This window comes from Thioclava sp. DLFJ5-1 (assembly GCF_002020115.1).
Classification (GTDB): Bacteria; Pseudomonadota; Alphaproteobacteria; order Rhodobacterales; family Rhodobacteraceae; genus Thioclava; species Thioclava sediminum.
Map to the genome: position 1 here is coordinate 109,202 of NZ_MPZU01000007.1, position 20,404 is coordinate 129,605.

Annotated in this window: 21 protein-coding genes; 12 read left to right on the plus strand and 9 right to left on the minus strand. The window is 64.9% G+C overall.

What is annotated here, in order from left to right; all coding sequences use genetic code 11:
- Positions 1-7: 7 nt before the first annotated feature.
- Both BMI86_RS18775 and BMI86_RS18780 read right to left on the minus strand, forming a co-directional pair.
- Complete coding sequence (locus BMI86_RS18775; protein WP_078542697.1) at positions 8-343, minus strand: cupin domain-containing protein; 336 nt, start codon at positions 341-343, stop codon at positions 8-10.
- Between the two features lie 110 nt (positions 344-453).
- Entirely contained in the window at positions 454-1,308 is an 855-nt protein-coding gene (locus tag BMI86_RS18780; RefSeq protein ID WP_078542698.1) for a LysR family transcriptional regulator ArgP, read from the minus strand.
- 95 nt (positions 1,309-1,403) lie between these two features.
- Here BMI86_RS18780 and BMI86_RS18785 point away from each other — a divergent pair, with 95 nt between their 5' ends.
- Together BMI86_RS18785 and BMI86_RS18790 are read left to right on the plus strand one after the other, a co-directional pair.
- Entirely contained in the window at positions 1,404-2,015 is a 612-nt protein-coding gene (locus BMI86_RS18785; RefSeq protein WP_078542699.1) for a LysE/ArgO family amino acid transporter, read from the plus strand.
- A gap of 54 nt (positions 2,016-2,069) precedes the next feature.
- Positions 2,070-2,975, plus strand: coding sequence for a DMT family transporter (locus tag BMI86_RS18790; RefSeq protein ID WP_143594872.1), 906 nt, complete (start codon positions 2,070-2,072; stop codon positions 2,973-2,975).
- A 117-nt stretch (positions 2,976-3,092) separates the two neighbouring features.
- On the opposite strand, the gene choV is transcribed toward BMI86_RS18790, so the two are convergent.
- Genes choV through BMI86_RS18810 form a run of 4 tightly spaced genes read right to left on the minus strand, consistent with a single transcriptional unit; the run spans position 3,093 to position 6,618 of the window.
- Complete coding sequence (gene choV, locus BMI86_RS18795) at positions 3,093-4,145, minus strand: choline ABC transporter ATP-binding protein (protein ID WP_078542700.1); 1,053 nt, start codon at positions 4,143-4,145, stop codon at positions 3,093-3,095.
- Positions 4,142-4,978, minus strand: coding sequence for a choline ABC transporter permease subunit (choW, locus tag BMI86_RS18800; RefSeq protein WP_078522866.1), 837 nt, complete (start codon positions 4,976-4,978; stop codon positions 4,142-4,144). The genes choV and choW overlap by 4 nt, the downstream gene beginning before the upstream one ends.
- A gap of 18 nt (positions 4,979-4,996) precedes the next feature.
- Positions 4,997-5,638, minus strand: a complete 642-nt coding sequence (locus tag BMI86_RS18805) for a hypothetical protein (protein ID WP_078542701.1) — start codon at positions 5,636-5,638, stop codon at positions 4,997-4,999.
- A gap of 35 nt (positions 5,639-5,673) precedes the next feature.
- Positions 5,674-6,618: a choline ABC transporter substrate-binding protein gene (locus BMI86_RS18810; RefSeq protein WP_078542702.1), complete on the minus strand. Its 945-nt coding sequence runs from the start codon at positions 6,616-6,618 to the stop codon at positions 5,674-5,676.
- Between the two features lie 116 nt (positions 6,619-6,734).
- Between BMI86_RS18810 and betI the strand changes: the two genes are divergently transcribed.
- The 3 genes from betI (at position 6,735) to betA (ending at position 10,524) form a co-directional block, all read left to right on the plus strand.
- Entirely contained in the window at positions 6,735-7,316 is a 582-nt protein-coding gene (betI, locus tag BMI86_RS18815) for a transcriptional regulator BetI (RefSeq protein WP_078542703.1), read from the plus strand.
- On the plus strand, positions 7,313-8,764 hold the full coding sequence (gene betB / locus BMI86_RS18820) for a betaine-aldehyde dehydrogenase (RefSeq protein WP_078542704.1): 1,452 nt from the start codon (positions 7,313-7,315) through the stop codon (positions 8,762-8,764). Before betI ends, betB begins: the two co-directional genes overlap by 4 nt.
- 104 nt (positions 8,765-8,868) lie before the next feature.
- Entirely contained in the window at positions 8,869-10,524 is a 1,656-nt protein-coding gene (gene betA, locus BMI86_RS18825) for a choline dehydrogenase (RefSeq protein WP_078542705.1), read from the plus strand.
- 1 nt (position 10,525) lies between these two features.
- On the opposite strand, the gene BMI86_RS18830 is transcribed toward betA, so the two are convergent.
- Complete coding sequence (locus tag BMI86_RS18830; RefSeq protein WP_078542706.1) at positions 10,526-10,909, minus strand: DoxX family protein; 384 nt, start codon at positions 10,907-10,909, stop codon at positions 10,526-10,528.
- A gap of 80 nt (positions 10,910-10,989) precedes the next feature.
- Here BMI86_RS18830 and BMI86_RS18835 point away from each other — a divergent pair, with 80 nt between their 5' ends.
- Both BMI86_RS18835 and BMI86_RS18840 read left to right on the plus strand, forming a co-directional pair.
- Entirely contained in the window at positions 10,990-11,640 is a 651-nt protein-coding gene (locus BMI86_RS18835) for a thermonuclease family protein (RefSeq protein ID WP_078542707.1), read from the plus strand.
- Positions 11,641-11,711: 71 nt separating this feature from the next.
- Positions 11,712-11,957 carry a YdcH family protein gene (locus BMI86_RS18840; RefSeq protein WP_078542708.1) on the plus strand — a complete coding sequence of 82 codons (246 nt, stop codon included), beginning with the start codon at positions 11,712-11,714 and terminating at the stop codon, positions 11,955-11,957.
- A 61-nt stretch (positions 11,958-12,018) separates the two neighbouring features.
- Here the strand turns inward: BMI86_RS18840 and BMI86_RS18845 are convergent, their stop codons facing one another.
- Positions 12,019-13,413 carry a helix-turn-helix transcriptional regulator gene (locus BMI86_RS18845; RefSeq protein ID WP_078542709.1) on the minus strand — a complete coding sequence of 465 codons (1,395 nt, stop codon included), beginning with the start codon at positions 13,411-13,413 and terminating at the stop codon, positions 12,019-12,021.
- A 235-nt stretch (positions 13,414-13,648) separates the two neighbouring features.
- Here BMI86_RS18845 and BMI86_RS18850 point away from each other — a divergent pair, with 235 nt between their 5' ends.
- From BMI86_RS18850 to BMI86_RS18870, 5 genes are all read left to right on the plus strand, one after another.
- Entirely contained in the window at positions 13,649-15,181 is a 1,533-nt protein-coding gene (locus tag BMI86_RS18850) for an acyl-CoA carboxylase subunit beta (RefSeq protein WP_078522856.1), read from the plus strand.
- Between the two features lie 8 nt (positions 15,182-15,189).
- A complete protein-coding gene (locus BMI86_RS18855; RefSeq protein WP_246831770.1) occupies positions 15,190-15,711 on the plus strand; it encodes a DUF6497 family protein in 522 nt (173 codons plus the stop codon).
- A gap of 889 nt (positions 15,712-16,600) precedes the next feature.
- A complete protein-coding gene (locus tag BMI86_RS18860) occupies positions 16,601-16,993 on the plus strand; it encodes a hypothetical protein (protein WP_078522855.1) in 393 nt (130 codons plus the stop codon).
- A gap of 349 nt (positions 16,994-17,342) precedes the next feature.
- On the plus strand, positions 17,343-17,549 hold the full coding sequence (locus BMI86_RS18865; protein ID WP_078542710.1) for a hypothetical protein: 207 nt from the start codon (positions 17,343-17,345) through the stop codon (positions 17,547-17,549).
- Between the two features lie 152 nt (positions 17,550-17,701).
- Positions 17,702-19,705: an acetyl/propionyl/methylcrotonyl-CoA carboxylase subunit alpha gene (locus BMI86_RS18870; protein WP_078542711.1), complete on the plus strand. Its 2,004-nt coding sequence runs from the start codon at positions 17,702-17,704 to the stop codon at positions 19,703-19,705.
- A gap of 98 nt (positions 19,706-19,803) precedes the next feature.
- Here the strand turns inward: BMI86_RS18870 and BMI86_RS18875 are convergent, their stop codons facing one another.
- Positions 19,804-20,280 (minus strand): DUF4174 domain-containing protein, encoded by a 477-nt coding sequence (locus tag BMI86_RS18875; RefSeq protein ID WP_078542712.1) that lies wholly within the window; start codon positions 20,278-20,280, stop codon positions 19,804-19,806.
- Between the last annotated feature and the right edge of the window lie 124 nt (positions 20,281-20,404).

The window sequence follows — 20,404 nt, forward strand, 5'->3', positions numbered from 1 at the left end:
CCTTTCCTCAGGGCTTCAGCGGATAGCGATCGGCCTCCTCGAAGGCGTCGATCACCTTCGTCCCCGCCTTGAGCCGTGCCGAATGTTCCGCGCCGGCGGGGATGTCGTAGCTGTCACCGGGGCGATAGACCCGGGTCTCGCCTGCGATGGTCAACTCCGCCTCGCCTTCGATCACCGTGCCCCACTGGGCCTTATGCGCATGGGGCGGCAGGTCGAAATCGGTGAGGAAGTGCAGGAACACCACCAGCCCTGCCTCCGAGCGGATCGCGTGGCTGCGCACCTGATCTTCGGGAAACGGCAGGTCGAGGGCGGGTAAGGCCTGAATGAAATCGGGTAGCTCCATGGGCGTCTCTCCTCCTGACGGGCCTACGGGACATGCGTCACTATGTGCGCCGCGCAGGCCGCGGGCAACGCGTGCGCTCAGACTGCCGGATCAGCCCTGTTACCGGCCCCTTACAACAACACCGCTTTCGCCGCCTGCCGCAGCGCTTTGGTCAGCGGCGCGAGCGGGGCTTTCAGCCGCCTTGCGCTTTGCCAGTAGAGCGGCACGTCGATCGGCGCGGGGCCCAGCCGTTCCAGCGCGCCGCTTTCCAGATGCGCGCGGACCAGAACCTCGGGGTTTAGCCCCCAGCCCATGCCGCGCAGACAGGCCTCCACGAAGCCTTCGGTCGAGCCGATACGATGCGCGCGCAGCCCCATCGGCATGCCCGCGATCATCGAGGCCCAGCGGTCCTGCAGCCGATCCTTGGCGTTGAACTGCAGGGCAGGGGCCGCGCGCAAGGAGTGCCGGTCGATCCGGTTCGGGAAATAGCGCGCGACGAAGTCCGGGCTCGCCGTCGCGATATAGCGCAGCCGCCCGAGGCTCACGCTGTCGCAGCCCGCAATCGGCCCCTCATCGGCGGTGATCGCGCCCGCGACCTCACCGCGGCGCAGCAGCCCCGCCGAATGGTCCTGATCGTCGATCACCAGATCGAAACGCACGCCCTCCACCTCGGCCAGCGCGGGCAGGACCCAAGTCGCGAGACTGTCCGCATTCACCGCGATGCGCAGAACCGGCGGGATCTCGGAGGGCGCAAGCTCGGTCTCTAGAAGCGCCACTTCGCGCAGATGGGCGATCAGCCGCGCCCCGTCCTCGGTCGCGCGGCAGGGCGTGGCGCGGATCACCAGAACCGCGCCCATGCGTTCCTCCAACTGGCGGACGCGTTGCGAGACGGCCGATTGCGACACGCCGAGCCGCGCGCTTGCGGCCTCGAAGCTTCCGGTCTCGATCACGGTGGCGAGCGCATCCAGCGCGGCATAGTCGAACATAAGTTTTACTTATACTGCTTCAGATTAATTAAGTTGAACTTATACGCGCGCCCCGGCACTGAGAAGCGTCTCTGAGAAGACTGGGGGTGAGGCGGATGGAATTGGTGGCATTCTGGGCAGGGTTGAAGCTGGGGCTCGGGCTGATCGTGGCGATCGGCGCGCAAAACGCTTTCGTGCTGCGTCAGGGGCTGCGGCGCGAGCATGTCTTCGCGGTGGCGCTGTTCTGCGCGCTTTCCGATGCGGTGCTGATCGCGCTTGGCGTGTCGGGCTTCGCCGCTGCCTCGACCGCGCTGCCATGGCTGCCGGAGACGCTGCGCTGGGGCGGTGTTGTCTTTCTCAGCTGGTATGCGATCCGCTCCGCTTTGGCGGCGATCCGGGGCGGCGAGCATCTCGACCCGAGCGCAGGCAGCGCGCCGTCCCTGCGCGCCGTGCTGGTGACGGTGGCCGCCTTCACCTGGGCGAACCCGCATGTCTGGCTCGATACGGTGGTGCTGCTGGGGGCGGTCTCGGCGCAGTTCGCGGGCGCGCGGATCAGCTTCGCCTCGGGCGCGATCGTGGCCTCCTTCCTCTTCTTCTTCGCGCTGGCCTATGGCGCGCGACTTCTGGCGCCGCTTTTCGCCAAGGAGAGCGCGTGGCGCGTGCTCGATGCGCTGATCGCGCTGCTGATGGGCTCGATCGCCTGGAAGCTCGCCGCGGGCGCATTATAACCGACACAAAGCCGCCCCTTGCGCGCGGTGCCGAACCAGCGTCCAAGAGGTGTCATGACCGCGCAAGACAGACCCAACAAACCGCTGATCGGCATCCTGTGGATGCTCGCCACCACCGCCTGTTTCGTGATGGTGAACATCATCGTTCACTGGCTGGGCGATCAGGTGCCCGCCGCGCAATCGGCCTTCGTGCGCTTCATGTGGGGGCTGATCTTCTTCGCGCCCGCGCTGGCCCGCATCCTGCGCCAGAATTTTCCGCCTCAGGTCTGGGCGCTGTTCGGGCTGCGCGGGGCGCTGCATGCGGTGGCGGTGGGGCTTTGGTTCTTCGCGATGAGCAATATCCCGATCGCCGATGTCACTGCGATCAACTACCTCAACCCGATCGTGGTGACGGTGGGCGGCGCGCTCCTGCTGGGCGAGGGGCTGGCATGGCGGCGCGTGACGGCGGTGGTCGTCGCGCTGATCGGCGCGCTGATCATCCTGCGCCCGGGGATGCGCGCGATCGAGCCGGGCCATCTCGCCCAGCTTGGCGCGGCGCTGTTCTTCGGCGGCGCCTATCTCGCCGCGAAGCGGCTGACCGATTACGTCCCCGCGGGCACGGTGGTCGCGATGATGACGCTGGTGGTGACGGTGGCGCTCGCCCCGGTGGCGATCTGGAAATGGGAGCCGATCACGCTGTCGGAGACGCTTTGGCTGGGCGCGGTGGCAGTGTTTGCGACGGGCGGGCATTACTGCATGACGCGGGCGTTTGCTGCGGCGCCTGTGACGGTGACGCAGCCGGTGATCTTCCTGCAACTGGTCTGGGCGGCGATTGCGGGCTGGTCGATTTTCGGCGAGCGCCCGGACCCTTACGTGATCCTAGGCGGTGCTATCATCATCGCCTCGGTCAGCTACATGACCTTCCGCGAGGCGCAGCTCAAACGCCGGGTGACGCCGCCTCCGCCCGCCACCAAGATCTGACAGCGCGGCGCTTTTCTGCAAATGTCGGATGCCTCCGGCGGGGATATTTGAGCCAAGCCGAAGGGGCGCGCGCGCCTTGGTTTCGGCTTGGTCAAAATACCCTCTGCGAAGCGTCCCTCAGCTCGCCTCGGCGCTGCGCTGGGGGTCGATAAGCCGCGTGATGACGCCCTCGCGGGTCACGACACGGCCATCGGTGAGCGGCACGGCGGGCTCGTAGCGCAGCCGCTCCATCACGTCGCGCACGGGCGCGTCGGCGGGCATCGGCTCGCCGGTGGCGTCGCCGGTGGGCGTACCAACGGGGTCGGCGATGTCCTCGGCGGTCAGCACGCCGAGCGGGTTCATATGGGCCACGAAATCGGCCACATAGCCATTGGCGGGCTTGGCGATGATGTCGCGCGCGGTGCCGCATTGCACGATCCGCCCGCCTTCCATCAGCGCGATCCGGTTGCCGATCTTGAAGGCCTCGTCGAGGTCGTGGCTGACGAAGATGATCGTGCGCTTGAGTTCGGTTTGCAGCTCCAGCAACTCGTCCTGCAGCTTGGTGCGGATCAGCGGGTCGAGCGCGGAGAAGGGCTCGTCCATCAGCAGGATCGGCGCGTCGGTGGCGAAGGCGCGGGCGAGGCCCACACGCTGCTGCATGCCGCCCGACAGCTCCGCCACCTGACGGTCGGCCCAGTCCGAGAGGCCCACCAGTTCCAGCTGCCTGTCGACCTTCTCGCGGCGTTCCGCCTTGCTCATGCCCGCGAGTTCGAGGCCGAGGCCCACATTCTCGCGCACGGTCCGCCAGGGCAGCAGGCCGAATTGCTGGAACACCATCGCGATCTTGGTCAGGCGCATCCGGCGCAGGGTGGCGGGGTCGGCATGGGTGACGTCGACGAGGCTCTCCCCGTCATGCACCTCGACCTGCCCGCGCACCACCGGGTTGAGCCCGTTCACCGCGCGCAGGAGCGTCGATTTGCCCGAGCCCGAGAGGCCCATCAGCACGAGGATCTCGCCTTCGGGCACCTCGACCGAGCAGTCATGCACGCCCAGCACCTGATCGGTGCGCTCCTGAATCTCGGGGCGCGAGAGCCCTTCGTCCATCATCGGCAGCGCCTCTTGCGGGCGATCGCCGAAGACGATGGAGACATTGTCGAATTTGACGGCCGTTTTGGCTTTGGTCTGGGTCATTTCGAACCTCCGCGGCGCAGCATGCGGTCAAGGATGATGGCGACGACGACGATCACGAAGCCGGACTCGAAGCCGAGCGCCGTGTTGACGGTGTTGAGCGCGCGCACGACCGGCACGCCAAGCCCGTCCGCGCCGACCAGCGCGGCTACCACGACCATCGACAGCGAGAGCATGATCGTCTGGTTCAGCCCCGCCATGATCTGCGGCGTGGCGTAGGGCAGTTCGACCTTCCACAGAAGCTGGCTCTTGGTCGCGCCGAAGGATTGGGCGGCCTCGGTCAGCGTGTCCGGCGTCGAGGAGACGCCCAGGTGGGTCAGGCGGATCGGCGCGGGCAGCACGAAGATCACGGTCGCGATCAGGCCCGGCACCATGCCGATGCCGAAGAAGACGATGGCCGGGATCAGGTAGACGAAGGCCGGCAGCGTCTGCATCAGGTCCAAGACCGGTTGCAGCACCGCGTAGAGGCGCGGGCGGTGGGCGGCGGCGATGCCGATCGGCACGCCGATCCCCATGCAGACCACGCAGGCGGCGATCACGAGGGTGAGGCTCTCGGTGGTTTCCTCCCAGTAGTCCTGATTGAGGATGAACAGGAAGCCCACGATCACCAGGAGCGAAATCTTCCAGCTACGTTGCAGCAGGTAGGCGATCACCGCGAAGGCGAGGATCACGAGAAGGGGCGGGGGGCCTTGCAGCACCCAGAGCGTTGCGTCGATCAGCGCTTTCAACGCGACGGAGAGCGCGTCGAAGAGCGGTGCGGCGTGGTCCTGCAGCCAGTCGATCACGATCTTGGCCGTCTTGCCCACGGGGATTTTGGTTTCGGTCAACCAGTTCATAACTGTCCTTGCGAGTTGTTATTTCTGGCGCGTTTCGATGCGGTCGAAGGCGACTTGCGATTGCGCCTTGCCGGTTTCGGGGTCGAGCTTGGTGACGCGCAGGACCAGCCCGGCCTTGGGAGAGAATTCCTTGAGGAAGGCGGTGCGCAGCTTGCCCATCGCGATCCGTTCGACGACCTGCCAGACATCGTAGCGGCACGCGCCGATCTGCACCGAGCCGGTGCCGCGATAGGCGTAGGAGATGATGCCGCGATCCTTGGTCTCGCCGTCGACTTTCAGGCTCACCGGGGTGCGCCAGTTGCCCAGCTGCGGCAATTGGTCGAGCCGCGCGGGGTCGTCGTCATAGATGAGCGCGAAGCTGCGCCCGTCCATTTCCTGCAGGCTCACCGCCAGCGGATGGTCGTAGCGCTCGCGCTTGGGCGGCCGGCCGAGTTCGGGATCGTCGACCCGGTAGGAGGTCAGCGTGCCGTTCTCGTAGCGATAGGCCTGCGCCATTTTCGGGCTGTTGCGGGTGAGCGTGACGCCTGCCGCGTGCAGGGCCTCGGCGTCCGGGCAATCCGCGGCGCGCGCGGGGGCGAGGGGGGCGGCTATCATCGCCGCGAAGAGAAGGGCCGCGCCGGTGAGGGCGCGGACCGAGGGGAAGCGGGGGCGGAGGGGCATGCCCTGTCGCCCGCGCGAATATTTTGCCCGAAGGCTCACGAGTTCAGCGCTTTCTCGACCGCTGCCTGCGCGTCGCCGCCGTCCTTCGTGGTCACACCGTCGAGCCAGGCTTTCCACGCATCGGGGTTGGCTTTGAGCCAAGCCTTCGCGGCGTCCTTGGGATCATCGCCATCGTCGAGAATCTTGCCCATGATCTCGTTTTCCATCGCGAGGGTGAACTTCAGGTTGGAGACGAATTTGCCCGGGTTCGGGCATTCGTCGACATAGCCCGCGCGGACATTGGTCATGACCGTCGCGCCGCCGTAGTCGGGGCCGAAGAAGTCATCGCCGCCCGAGAGATAGGTGATGTCGAAGTTGGAGTTCATCGGGTGGGGCTCCCACGCGAGGAAGATGATCGGCTTGTCGGCTTTGTCGGCGCGCGCGACCTGCGCGAGCATGCCCTGCTCGGAGCTTTCCTTCAGGTCGAAATCTTTCAGGCCGAACGCGTCCTTGTCGATCATGTCGAGGATCAGCGCGTTGCCGTCATTGCCCGGCTCGATGCCGTAGATCTGGTTGTCCAGCTCGTCGGCGTGCTTGGCGATGTCGGAGAAATCCTTGATGCCGGCCTTGGCACCGGCGGCGTTGGTCGCGAGCGTGTATTTCGCGCCGGTCAGGTTGGTGCCGAGCGTCTCGACCGTGCCGTCCTTGGTGTAGGGATCCACGTTGGCGGCCATCGAGGGCATCCAGTTGCCGAGGAACACGTCGACATCGCCCTTCGAGAGCGCCTCGTAGGTCACCGGAACCGAGAGCACCTTGGTGTCGGTCTCGTAGCCGAGCGCTTCGAGGATCGTGGTCGCGACCGCGGTGGTCGAAGTGATGTCGGTCCAGCCGACATCGGAGAAGGTCACTTTCGAGCAATCGGCGGCCTGTGCGGGCGCGGTGCCTGCCAGTCCGAGCGAGAGCGCAGCCCCCATTGCGAGGAGCGTGGAACGAAGTTTCATGCTTTTTTCTCCCTGTGCAGCGTTAAGAAAAACCGCGGGATGCGGTTGTTGATTGACGAGTCAATAAACATGTTCTAGCTCGACATGCAAGCAAGCCACCCGGAAGGAGGCCGAACATGCCGAAGCTTGGAGCAGAGCCTATACGGCGCGCTGCCTTGGTCAAAGCGACTATTGAGACAGTGGGCGAGGCGGGATCGCTCGACGTGACGGTCGCGCAGATCGCCCGGCGCGCAGGTATGTCCTCGGCGCTGGCGCACCATTATTTCGGGTCGAAAGACCGGATTTTCCTCGCCGCGATGCGGTCGATTCTGTCGATCTATGGCGCGGAAGTCCGTGGCGCGATGGCGATGGCGCAGACCCCGCATGAGCGTGTTCGCGCAGTTGTGATGGGCTCTTTCGCGGCTGGCTCGTTCCGTCACGAGGCGATCGCCGCGTGGCTGAACTTCTACGTTCTCGCGCAGTCGAGCGCCGAAGCCCGGCGCCTGCTGCATATTTATCAGCGCCGTCTGCGCTCGAACCTCATGCACGGGCTGCGTCCGCTGGTCGGCGACCGTGCGGGCTCCGTGGCCGAGGGTTTGGGCGCGATGATCGACGGCGTCTACATCCGCGCGGCGCTTGTCGCGGGCGAACCTGACCGCGAGGCCGCCTGTGAACTGGTGCTGGCGCATCTGGAAAAAGAATTGGAGGTCCACCAATGAGGGCACAGCCGAAAGCAAGCCATTTCGTCAATGGCGACTGGATGGAAGACACCGATGGCGACGAGCTGATCGTTACCTATCCCGGCACCGGCGAGGTGATCGCCAAGCTGCATGCGGCGACGCCTGCGGTGATCGACGCCGCGATTTCGGGGGCGGTTAAAGCGCAGAAGGACTGGGCCGCGCTGCGCCCGGTTGAGCGCGGACGCATCCTGACCCGTGCCGTCGCGATCATCCGCGAGCGCGCCGAGGAACTGGCGCAGCTGGAAACTCTCGACACCGGCAAGCCGATTCAGGAAACCCGCGAGGCGGACTGGCCCTCGGGCGCCGAGGCGCTGGAATATTTCGCGGGTCTCGCGCCGACGCTGACCGGCGAGACGATGCCACTGGGCGGTGATTTCGCCTATACGATCCGCGAGCCGCTCGGCGTCTGCGCGGGTATCGGCGCGTGGAACTATCCCAGCCAGATCGCCTGCTGGAAATCGGCGCCCGCGCTGTCGACCGGCAACGCGATGGTGTTCAAGCCTTCCGAGATGACGCCGCTGGGCGCGCTGAAGCTGGCCGAGATTTTCATCGAAGCCGGGATGCCCGCGGGGATCTTCAACGTGGTGCAGGGCTTCGGCCCGGTGGGGGCGGCGCTCTCGACCGATCCGCGTATCGCGAAAGTCTCGCTGACGGGCTCGGTGCCGACGGGCACGAAGGTCTATCAGGCGGCCTCGGCAGGCATGAAGCACGTCACGATGGAGCTTGGGGGGAAATCCCCGATGATCGTGTTCGACGACGCCGATATCGAGAGCGCAATCGGGGCTGCGATGCTGGGGAATTTCTATTCCTCGGGGCAGATCTGTTCCAACGGGACGCGGGTCTTCGTGCAGAAGGGCATCAAGGAAAAATTCCTCGCCCGTCTGAAAGAGCGCACGGAGACCATCGTCGCGGGCGATCCGCTGGATGAGGAAACGCAGTTCGGTCCGCTGATCTCGAAGGCGCAGTTCGACAAGGTGATGTCCTATGTCGAGAGCGCGAAATCCGAAGGCGCGCGGCTGGTCTGCGGCGGCTCTGCGGGCAATGAGGGGCCGCTCTTCGTGCAGCCCACGGTCTTCGCCGATGTCACCGACGACATGACCATCGCGCGGGAAGAAATCTTCGGCCCGGTCATGTCGGTGCTGGATTTCGACACCGAGGAAGAGGCGATCGCGCGGGCCAATGACACGCAGTTCGGCCTCGCCGCGGGTGTGTTCACCGGTGATCTGGCGCGCGGCCATCGTGTGGTCAGCCAGCTGCAGGCGGGCACGACCTGGATCAACGCCTATAACCTGACGCCGGTGGAGATGCCCTTCGGCGCGGTGAAGCAATCGGGCTTCGGGCGCGAGAATTCGCGCGCGGCGGTGGAGCATTATACGCAGCTCAAATCCGTCTATGTCGGCATGGGACCGGTCGAGAGCCCTTACTGAGTTCGAATTTGGGGAGGCTGGGGGCGCTGCCCGTCGCCGATTGGTCTTTGGGCCGATGGCGCACCAACCGGCGACCCCCGGGATATTTCCGCCAAGGGGAAGATATGAGTGTTTCGGCAGAATTTGTGATCGTAGGCGCGGGCTCTGGTGGCTCTGCGCTGGCGTATCGGCTCGTAGAAGCGGGCCGCGACGTCGTGGTGATCGAGCATGGCGGCTCGGATGCGGGGCCGTTCATCCAGATGCCCGGCGCGCTGAGCTATCCGATGAATATGGGGATCTATGACTGGGGCTTTCAGTCGGAACCCGAAGAGCATCTGGGCGCGCGGCGTCTTGCGACCCCGCGCGGCAAGGTGCTGGGCGGCTCGTCGAGCATCAACGGCATGGTCTATGTCCGGGGCCACGCGCGCGATTTCGACCATTGGGAAGAGAGCGGCGCGACCGGCTGGGGCTATGCCGATGTGCTGCCTTATTACAAGCGGATGGAGCATTGGCATGGCGGCGGAGAGACCGAATGGCGCGGCCGTTCGGGGCCGCTGCATGTGACGCGCGGGCCGCGCGCCAACCCGCTGTTCGACGCTTTCGTCGCGGCGGGCAAGGCGGCGGGCTACCCGGTGACCGAGGATTACAACGGCCAGCAGCAGGAAGGCTTCGGGCCGATGGAGGCCACGATCTACAAGGGGCGTCGTTGGTCGGCGGCCAATGCCTATCTGCGTCCGGCGCTCAAGACCGGCAAGCTGCGGATCGTGCGCGGTCTGGCGCGGCGCGTCGTCTTCGACGGCAAGAAGGCTGTCGGCGTCGAGATCAAGCGCAAGGGGCAGATCGAGGTGGTCCGGGCGAGCTCGGAGGTCGTGCTGGCGGCCAGCTCGATCAACACGCCGAAGCTGTTGATGCTGTCGGGCGTGGGTCCGGCAGAGCATCTGCGCGAACATGGAGTCGAGGTGCTGGCGGATCGCCCCGGTGTGGGTGCGAACCTGCAGGATCACCTTGAGATCTATATGCAATTTGCCGCGAAACAGCCGGTGACGCTGTTCAAATACTGGAACCTCTACGGCAAGGCGCGGGTGGGTGCCCAGTGGCTGTTCACCAAGGGCGGGCTCGGCGCGTCGAACCAGTTCGAGAGCTGCGCTTTCATCCGCTCGGATGCCGGGATCGACTATCCGGACATCCAGTATCACTTCCTGCCGATCGCGGTGCGCTATGACGGCAAGGCCGCTGCCGAGGGGCACGGCTTCCAAGCGCATGTTGGGCCGATGCGCTCGAAATCGCGTGGGCATGTGCGGCTCAGCTCGGGCGATCCCGAGGCCAAGCCGGAGATCAAGTTCAATTACATGAGCCATCCCGACGACTGGGCCGAGTTCCGCAAATGCGTGCGGCTGACGCGGGAAATCTTTGCCCAAGCGCCGATGGCCGCGCATGTGAAGCACGAGATCCAGCCGGGAGCTGCGGTCGAGACGGATGAGCAGATCGACGCGTTCATCCGCGAGCACGCCGAGAGCGCCTATCACCCCTGCGGCACCGCGAAGATGGGGGCGGCGGACGATCCGAGTGCCGTCGTCGACCCGGAAGGCCGCGTGATCGGGGTGGAGGGGCTGCGGGTCGCCGACAGCTCGGTCTTCCCGCGCATCACCAATGGCAACCTGAACGCGCCCTCGATCATGGTGGGCGAGAAGATGGCCGATCACCTGCTGGGCCGCGCTCCTCTCGCGCGCGAGAACCTCGAACCGTGGGTCGCGCCGAACTGGCAGGTGGCGCAGCGCTGAGTTAACGGTACTCGCGGCGCAGGGTGCTGAGGGCATAGCGTCCCGGCCCCTGCGCTGCGAGGATCAGCAAGCCGCCTGCGATTGCCCAATTCTTCACGAAGATCGTCACCTGCCACGGGTCGGCGCGCAGCTGCCAGTGAAACCAGCTGGTGAAGATGCAATAGCCCGCAAGGATGAGGGCCCAGCCCCGCACCTTCGGGCCGAAGATCAGGCCGAGCGCCGCGATCAGATTGAACAGCGCCACGGGCCAGACCAGCCAGCCGGGCAGGCCAAGCCAGCCGATCATCTCCTCCACCATCTGCGGATCGGTGACTTTCTGCACCGCGCCGCCAAAGAACAGCAGCGCGATCAGGATGCGGCCGATCAGGTTGAGCGCGTCGGACATGTGGGGCTCCCAAGTTTCGAGTTTACCATTCAGCTACGAAATCTGTTGCGTACGAGATCAGTTCCGCCGATATCTGGGGCATGTTAAGGATTTGTTCACTCCTCGTTCTTCTGGCTGTGCCCGCCGCCTCGCAGCTCTCGGCGGCCACGGTGACCGGTCTGCCGCGCGTCGTCGATGGCGATACGCTGGTGGTCCAGAACACGCGGGTGCGGCTTTTCGGGATCGACGCGCCGGAGGCGAAGCAAAGCTGCAAGACGGCGCAGGGTATGCGCTGGGCCTGCGGTCGGGCGGCCACGGCGGAGCTGCAGCGGCTTGCGGGGCAGGGGGTGCGCTGCTCGGGCGATGAGGAAGATCGCTACGGGCGGCTGATCGCGGTCTGCCGGGCAGGCGGGCGCGACCTGAATGCCGAGATGGTCGCGCGCGGGGCGGCCTTCGCCTATCGGAAATATTCGCGCGATTATGTGTCGCAGGAGGACCGGGCGCGGCGCGCGGGGCTCGGCGTCTGGCAGGGCGCGGCGGAGCGCCCCGCAGAGGTCCGTGCAGCCGCCAAGATGCAGAACCCGCCGGGAAATTGCGCGATCAAGGGCAATATTTCCGGGCGCGGGCGGCTCTATCATCTGCCGGGCACGCGCTCTTATGCCGCCACGCGGATCAACGAGGCCAAGGGCGAGCGGTGGTTCTGTTCGGAAGCCGATGCAAAATCGGCCGGATGGCGTCGCGCGGGCGGCTGATTTGATGCGCATCAAGGTGGGCCGAGTCGCGCTGGCCTAATGTCGACCCGACAGCAAGGAAAGGGAGCGACATGGCCAATACGCCGCACACGCTGCAAGAAGAATTCCCGACGAAACTCGATCGGATTCACGAGTTGAAAATCTCCAACGCGCATTTTGCAAAATTGTTGGACGATTACGACGCGCTCAACGATCGCGTGCATCGGGCCGAGACGAATGTGGAGCCGATGGACAGCTTGGCCGAGACCGACCTGCGCAAGCAACGCGCCGCAGTGAAGGACGAGATCGCGCGGATGCTGGGCACCGCCGACGCCTGAGTTGTAGGGTAACGAGTGATTTTGGTGAGACGCCTCGGGGCTTCGGCCCCGGGGCGTTTTTCTATGCGATGTCGTAGGGCAGAAGGCCGCGATGGTCGGGATCGACATGCAGCCGGCGTTCCAGCGGCGGAACCGAGCGCTGGTGGCAGTCCTTGCGCTCGCAGATTCGGCAGGAGATCCCGATCGGCTGGTAGGCCTTCGGGTTGCCGAGCTCCATATCGTCGGCATAAACGAGCCCCTTCGCGTGGCTCACCTCGCAGCCCAGACAGATCGCGTAGCGCCGCACCGGCGCGGTGAAGCTGCCACCCGATTTCGAGACGTCGCGCGCGAGGCAGAGATAGCGCACGCCATCGGGGGTCTCGGCGAGTTGGCGCAGGAATTTCGTCGGTGTCTCAAAGGCTTGGTGGACGTTCCAGAGCGGGCAGGCGCCGCCGAACCGGGCGAATTGCAGCCGGGTCGCGGAGTGGCGCTTGGTGATCGTGCCGGCCTGATCGACGCGGACGAAGAAGAAGGGGATGCCCTTCGCGCCGGGCCGTTGCAGGGTCGAGAGGCGGTGGGCGACCTGCTCGGTCGAGGCGGTGAAGATATCGCAGAGCCGCTCCAGATCGTGGCGCGTGTCCTGCGCCGCCTCGAGGAAGGGGCGATAGGGCAGTAGCGCCGCGCCCGCGAAGTAATTGGCCAGACCGATCTTGGCGATAGCGCGGGCGGTGTCGGACTGGAAGCGCGCGAGGTCGAGCGTGGCCTCCAAGAGGTCGTTCTGGGTCAGCAGCGCCACTTGATGAAGCAGCTGGAAGGCCTGCGTCGGGCGGCCCGCATGGGCGTTGATCAGAAGGCGATTGCCGTCACGCTCGCGCAGTTGCGAAATGTCGGAAAACTGCACTTCGATGCCCCGTTTCGCGAGGGTGTCGATCGCATGAGGAATGGGCTCCAACCGATTGCCATCGCGGCAGGAATAGCGCTCGGCGGCGCGGTCGACGGCGTCGATGTAATTGTCGCAATAGTGGAAGAAGTCGCGGACCTCTTCCCAGGGGGATACCACCGTTTGCGCGCCTTCGCGGCCCAGGGCTTCGTCGAGCGAGGCGAGGCGTTCATGGGTTTGGCGATAGGCGCGGTGCAGTTCGAGGAAGGACCGGGCGAGGGCGGGTGCGTTGGACGCCGCGAGCCGCAGATCGGCCAAGGGCGGCGCGCCATCGGAGAAGATCGGGTCGGCCAGCGCTTCGCGCATGTCCGAGACCAGCCGCTCCGCGTCGCCTGCCGAGAGTTCGGTCACGTCGAGGCCGAATTCGCTCGCCAGCGCCAGCACGACCTGCGCCGAGACCGGGCGGTGGTTGTTCTCCATCTGGTTGAGATAGGGCAGCGACACGCCGAGCCGCTCGGCGAAGGCTTTCTGGGTCAGGCCAAGCCGCGTGCGGGTTTCGCGTAGTTTCACACCGGCATAGAGTTTCTGAGTCGCCATCTGCCCCTCCCTTTGCAAATGAATTTGTAGCTTTGCAAAAATCCTGCGTCAAATTTTCCCGGGTCAGAAACGGCGCCACGCGGTCAATCGGCGATACGCTTCGATCAGCAACGAACTTCGCAGTTATGCAATTCGCTATCCGTTGCTTGCCAATTATTTGCAAATTTTCTCGAATCCCCTTTGTAAGATTGTTGCGTTCGGAATAGTGTGCCGGGAAATTATGCGGAGGACCCTCATGAGAGATATCCTGAAGGAGCTGGAGCATCGGCGCGACGAAGCCCGCCTTGGTGGCGGCGAGAAACGCATCGAGGCGCAGCACAAGAAGGGCAAGCTGACCGCGCGCGAGCGGATCGAATTGCTGCTCGACGAGGGCTCTTTCGAAGAGTTCGACATGTTCAAAACCCATCGCTGCACCGATTTCGGGATGGAAGAGAGCAAGCCCTATGGCGACGGCGTCGTCACCGGCTGGGGCACCGTGAACGGGCGCATGGTCTATGTGTTCTCGCAGGACTTCACGGTGTTCGGCGGCTCGCTTTCGGAAACCCATGCCGAGAAGATCTGCAAGATCATGGATATGGCGGTGCAGAACGGCGCGCCGGTGATCGGCATCAACGATTCGGGCGGTGCGCGGATTCAGGAAGGCGTGGCCTCGCTTGCGGGCTATGCGGACGTGTTCCAGCGTAACATCATGGCCTCGGGCGTGGTGCCGCAGATCTCGCTGATCATGGGCCCCTGTGCCGGCGGTGCGGTCTATTCGCCCGCGATGACGGACTTCATCTTCATGGTGAAGGACACCTCCTACATGTTCGTCACCGGCCCCGACGTGGTGAAGACGGTTACCAACGAGCATGTGACGGCCGAGGAGCTGGGCGGCGCGTCCACCCACACCAAGAAAAGCTCGGTCGCCGACGGCGCCTATGAGAACGACGTCGAGGCGCTGTTCGAGACTCGCCGCCTGATCGACTTCCTGCCGCTGTCGAACCGCGAGAAGGCCCCGGTGCGGCCCTTCTTCGACGAGGTGGACCGGATCGAGGCGTCGCTTGACACGCTGGTGCCGTCGAACGCGAACACCCCCTACGATATGAAGGAACTGATCCTGAAAATCGCGGATGAGGGGGATTTCTTCGAGATCCAGAAGGATTTCGCAGGCAATATCATCACCGGTTTCATCCGTCTCGAAGGTCAGACGGTCGGCGTGGTCGCGAACCAGCCGATGGTTCTGGCGGGCTGTCTGGACATCGATTCCAGCCGCAAGGCCGCGCGCTTCGTGCGTTTCTGCGATGCGTTCGAAATCCCGATCCTGACGCTTGTCGACGTGCCGGGCTTCCTGCCGGGCACCAGCCAGGAATATAACGGCGTCATCAAGCACGGCGCGAAGCTGCTGTTCGCCTATGGCGAGGCGACCGTGCCGAAGGTCACCGTCATCACCCGCAAAGCCTATGGCGGGGCCTATGACGTTATGTCCTCCAAGCACCTGCGCGGCGATTTCAACTACGCCTGGCCGACCGCGGAAATCGCGGTGATGGGCGCCAAGGGCGCGGTCGAAATTCTCTACCGTTCGGAGCTGGGCGAGCCCGAGAAGATCGCCAAGCGCACCGCGGATTACGAGGACCGGTTCGCAAATCCGTTCGTGGCGGCCGAGAAGGGCTTCATCGACGAGGTGATCCAGCCGCGCTCGACGCGTCGCCGGGTGGCCCGTGCCTTTGCGGCGCTGCGCTCGAAGAAGCTGTCCAACCCGTGGAAGAAGCACGACAACATCCCGCTCTGAGGAGGCGCATGACGGGCAGGCCGAGGATCACGACGCTCTTGCCCGGCGCTCTCGCCGGGCTGGTGCTGGCATTGCCCGCATCGGCTCAGGAGCTGCGGGAGGTGACGCCGGTGCCCGATTACGGTGCGGTGATGCATCCGGGCAATCTGGGGGCGGATCTGGGGCCGGGCGATGGGCCGGAGGGGACCAAGGGCGATGCGATCCCGGTCCCGTCCGGGCAGAAGGTCTGGTGGATCGACGTGATCCATAACGAGGCCGGGCCGGATGGGCTGACCTATCGCTTTCGCTTCCTCGCGCCGCAGATCGGAGGGCGCAGTCCGCTGTCCTCCGATATCGCGCTGCAGGATATCGAGGCGCTGTGCAACGGGTGGGTGGTGCCGCGCCTGCCGCAGCCCGGTCCGGAGCCCGCACAGGTGATGGTGAGCCTGTCGGACCAGATCGTGCCGTTCGGCGATGCCGCCCCCGAGGTGGTGCAATATTTCGACAGCTTTTCCGTCGAGGACGGAAACTGCGTTTGGGAGTTTTTCTGATGGCTTTGGCCGGAACCGCAGATCACAGCTTGGAGGGCATGATGCCGGGGCGCGCGCAGGCGCGGTCGCTCACGGCGAAATCGCGCTTTCGTGAGCGGGGTTTGCGGGCTAACCTGTCCTTGGGGAAAGCAATTTCGGTCCCCGCATTGAAACGGGTCGTGCCGGACCTCGCCGAGATCGGGGCGGGCGCCCCCTTGGACAGGAGAACGACATGTCGAAAGCTCTCATCGCGCTTGGCCTCGTGGCCTTCGTCGCAGCCTGCGCGCCCAAGCCCGAGCCTGCGCCGGTGGCCGTCACCACCGAGCCGACCTACACCGGCAAGTACAAATAATCTGCGTGCGGGGCGGGGCGGCAGCCATCGCCTTGCCCCCACGATCCCTGCGGGGGCGGTGGCGTTGTGTGATACGCCATACGGTTACCTGGCGGCAATTATCCTTCCAGAGTATGCTCTTAGCCATTCTAACAAAGAATGGGGGAGAGTGAGATGGTCCGAATTTCTCTGGGCGCGGTTGCCTGCGCGGCTCTGCTTGTGGGCTGTGCGCCCAAGCCGGAACCTGCACCTGTCACCGTTGAGCCGGTCTATACCGGCAAATATGGCGGCCCCGTCGCCAGTGGCGGCTCCTGCCGACCGACTGGACGGCTTGTCGACTCGCAATATCCGGCTTCCGTGCCCGACTGTCCGCTCGAATGCGGACCGCTCGAGACTGCCACGGCGGCAACAACGCAGCGACCGGCACAATGTGTGCCCGAGCCGCGCGGCGGATCAATGCGTCAGCCGACGGGAACGCCTCGCTCGACAACTCCGAACGACCCGACGCGCGGGTAACAGTGTTGCACCGCTAACGCTCAGCACGCGCCGTCCCAACATCTTCAAAGGGGAGGGCGCGTCATGCTGAAGCATCGCGGTTTCCCGTCGCGGTTACCCTCGACGGATTATCAATTCACCATTCGCCGTGCCAACAAGAAGGGCGCGACGAAACTTATTCGGCGTGAACGCTATGCCGATCGCGGCCATGGCGATCGCAAGGCCGATGCGGGCTTCATGGCCGCGCTCTGGGCGCAGTTCGGCGAAGAGCCGTTCGAGCGCGGCAATCTCGATGCGGGCCGGTTGAGCTGGCTCTTCGGGCGCGAGGTGGTGGCCGCCGAGGATCCGTTCGATCCCGAAAGCTACGAGGCGCTTCTGAAAATCGACGTGAAACGCGCGGAAGCCTCCTTCCCGGAGGTCTTCGCCGATCCCGATGCCTTCACCTTCGATGATGACGAGGATGAGGATTGGGCATGATTTCGCTGATGTCCTGCGCGAAATGGCGGCATGCCGCCGAACCTCATGGTTGCAAGGATTTCGCCTTTGCAATCGCCGGTGCGCGCGGTCACATTGAGCGGGCAAGCCGTACTGTCCCCAACACCCGCGGCTTGTGTAATATCCCTACCCCTTCCCTATTCCTGCGGCCTGATCTTATGGTCGGGCCGCAGCTTTTTTCTTCGCAGGGTCAAGGGGGGCACCGCAAAGATGTGAAGGGGAGCGGCGATAGCTCGCCGATGGGGCTTCAGCTCGCGTTTTCGCCGTTGGCTTTTCACGGCGCCGCGATAAACTCGCGTCCAATCATAACCGCTATTGGAGGCAGTTTCCCATGCGTAAAACCCCGATCCTTCTTGTCCTTGCCGGCCTCGCTCTCGCAGGCTGCATGCAAACCGACGGCCAGCGCGCCCTCGCCGGTGCGGCCGGCGGCGCGATCATCGCGGATGCGACCGACAACAACGCGCTCACCGGCGCGGCTCTCGGTGCGCTCGCAGGCACGTATTGCGACGACGCGGGCGTCTGCACCCGCTCCTACTAAGCACATCCGCGCGGCTTTCGTCGCGTCTGATCGCTATTCGACCGCCATCGGGGCTGCACGCCCCGGTGGCGGTTTTTCTTTTGTCTCACATCATGAACACGACACGCGGGGCGGGGGGATGCCCCTCCCGCACCGGAAGGGAAGGGCCTGACATGTTCAAGAAAATCCTGATCGCCAACCGTGGCGAGATCGCTTGCCGCGTCATCAAGTCGGCGCAGAAGATGGGGATCAAGACGGTCGCCGTCTATTCCGATGCCGATGCGCAGGCGCTGCATGTTCAGATGGCCGACGAGGCGGTGCATATCGGCCCGCCGCCGGCGAACCAATCCTATATCGTGATCGACAAGATCATGGATGCGATCCGCCAGACCGGCGCCGAGGCGGTTCACCCGGGCTACGGCTTCCTGTCGGAGAACAAGAAATTCGCCGAGGCGCTGGAGAAAGAGGGCGTCGCCTTCATCGGTCCGCCCTCCGGCGCGATCGAGGCGATGGGCGACAAGATCACCTCGAAGAAGCTCGCGAAAGAGGCGGGCGTGTCGACCGTGCCCGGCTATATGGGGCTGATCGAGGATGCCGAGGAAGCGGTGAAAATCTCCGACGAGATTGGTTACCCGGTGATGATCAAGGCGTCTGCCGGTGGCGGCGGTAAAGGCATGCGCATCGCGTGGAATGCCGATGAGGCGCGCGAGGGCTTCCAGTCGTCCAAGAACGAGGCGGCGAACAGCTTCGGTGACGACCGTATCTTCATCGAGAAATTCGTGACGCAACCGCGCCACATCGAAATTCAGGTACTCGCCGACAAGCACGGCAACTGCGTCTATCTGAACGAGCGGGAATGCTCGATCCAGCGCCGCAACCAGAAGGTCATCGAAGAGGCGCCGTCGCCCTTCCTCGACCCCGAGACGCGCAAGGCGATGGGCGAGCAGGCCGTGGCCCTGTCGAAAGCGGTGGATTACTGCAGCGCGGGCACGGTGGAATTCATCGTCGACGGCGAGAAGAACTTCTACTTCCTCGAGATGAACACCCGTCTTCAGGTGGAGCACCCGGTTACCGAGCTGATCACCGGCATCGACCTCGTCGAGCAGATGATCCGCGTGGCCGATGGCGAGAAACTTCCGATGAAACAGGAAGATATCGGCATCAACGGCTGGGCGATCGAGAGCCGCCTCTATGCCGAAGACCCCTATCGCAACTTCCTGCCCTCGATCGGGCGTCTGACCCGCTACCGTCCGCCGGAGGAAGGCAAGACCGCGACGGGTGGCATCGTGCGCAACGATACCGGAGTCTTCGAGGGCGGCGAGATTTCGATGTTCTACGACCCGATGATCGCCAAGCTCTGCACCTGGGCGCCGAGCCGCGGCGAGGCTATCGAAGAGATGCGTCTCGCGCTCGATATGTTCGAAGTCGAGGGCATCGGTCACAACCTGCCGTTCTGTGCCGCGGTGATGGATCACGAGCGTTTCGTGACCGGCAACATCACCACCGCCTTCATCGAAGAGGAATATCCTGAAGGCTTCGCCGGTGTGACGCTGGACGAGGGAATGCTGCGCAAGGTCGCGGCAGCCACGGCGGCGATGGAGCGCGTGGCCGAGATCCGGCGCACGAAGATCTCCGGCACGCTCGGCAATCACGAGCGCAAGGTCGGCAAGGATTGGGCCGTGTCGCTGCAGGATCAAGATTTCAAACTCAAGGTGAACGCGGATCGCAACGGTTCGACCATCCTCTTTGAGGATGGCGAGGAGATGCGCGTCGAGAGCGACTGGACGCCGGGCGACCCGCTGGCCGAGCTGACCGTGAACGGGGCGCCGCTGGTGCTGAAAGTCGGCAAGATCCCGATGGGCTTCCGTATCCGCGTGCGTGGCGCCGATCTGAAGGTCCATGTCCGCACGCCGCGCCAGTTCGAGCTCGCGCAGCTGATGCCGGTGAAACTGCCGCCTGATACCTCGAAATTCCTGCTCTGCCCGATGCCGGGTCTCGTCGTGAAGATCTCGGTCGAGGAAGGCGCGGAAGTGCAGGAAGGTCAGCCGCTGGCCACCGTCGAGGCGATGAAGATGGAAAACATCCTGCGCGCCGAGAAGAAGGGCACCGTGAAGAAGATCAACGCCGAGGCGGGCGCGAGCCTTGCCGTCGACGACATCATCATGGAGTTCGAATAAGTGACGCCCGCGCCGTGGCATAGGGAGGCCGGGCGACCGGCTCACCCCGCCATGGCGGGGCGCGATCTATTGGCGCGCGGTGCTGTGCGGGGATGTGCTCAGAAGCCGCGCTCTTCGCGGATCTCGTCGCGCCGGATCGGCATCTTGTCGATCGAGCGGACGATCTCGCGCGCGTCCCACGGGGCGGGCTTGCGCAGGTTCACCGTGCCGTCCTTGGCGATGATGACGAGGGAAAACCCGCGCGGGCGCAGCGTGCGGCGCACGTCGCTGGCCGGATCGGGCGTGGTGTCGGTGATGACGACGACGTCGCGCCGGGCCAGTTCCGCCCAGTGGTCCTTAAGATATCGGATCTGTTCCTTGAAGGCGGGGTCGAGCGGGCTGTCGGCGAAGACGACGATGGGCCGTTTCTGCCAGACGAACGCGTCCAGCTCCGCATCCGCCCCATCGACCGGCGCGAAGGGGGGCGTGACCTCGGGCTCTGCCACGGCGAGATCGACGGTGCTGTCCTGGGCTGCGGCCGCAAAGGGCGTCAGCGCAAGAAATGCAGCGAGTCCAAGGGATAATAGACGGGTCATGGGCTCCTCTCTCGTTCCTGATATATGCGTGCGAGCCCCCTCGCACCATGCCGGACCGTGCGAATTTTCGCCAAATGCGGCCTTTAAGCGCCGCGCAAGGACTCGCGGTGCAGACTGGCGCCGG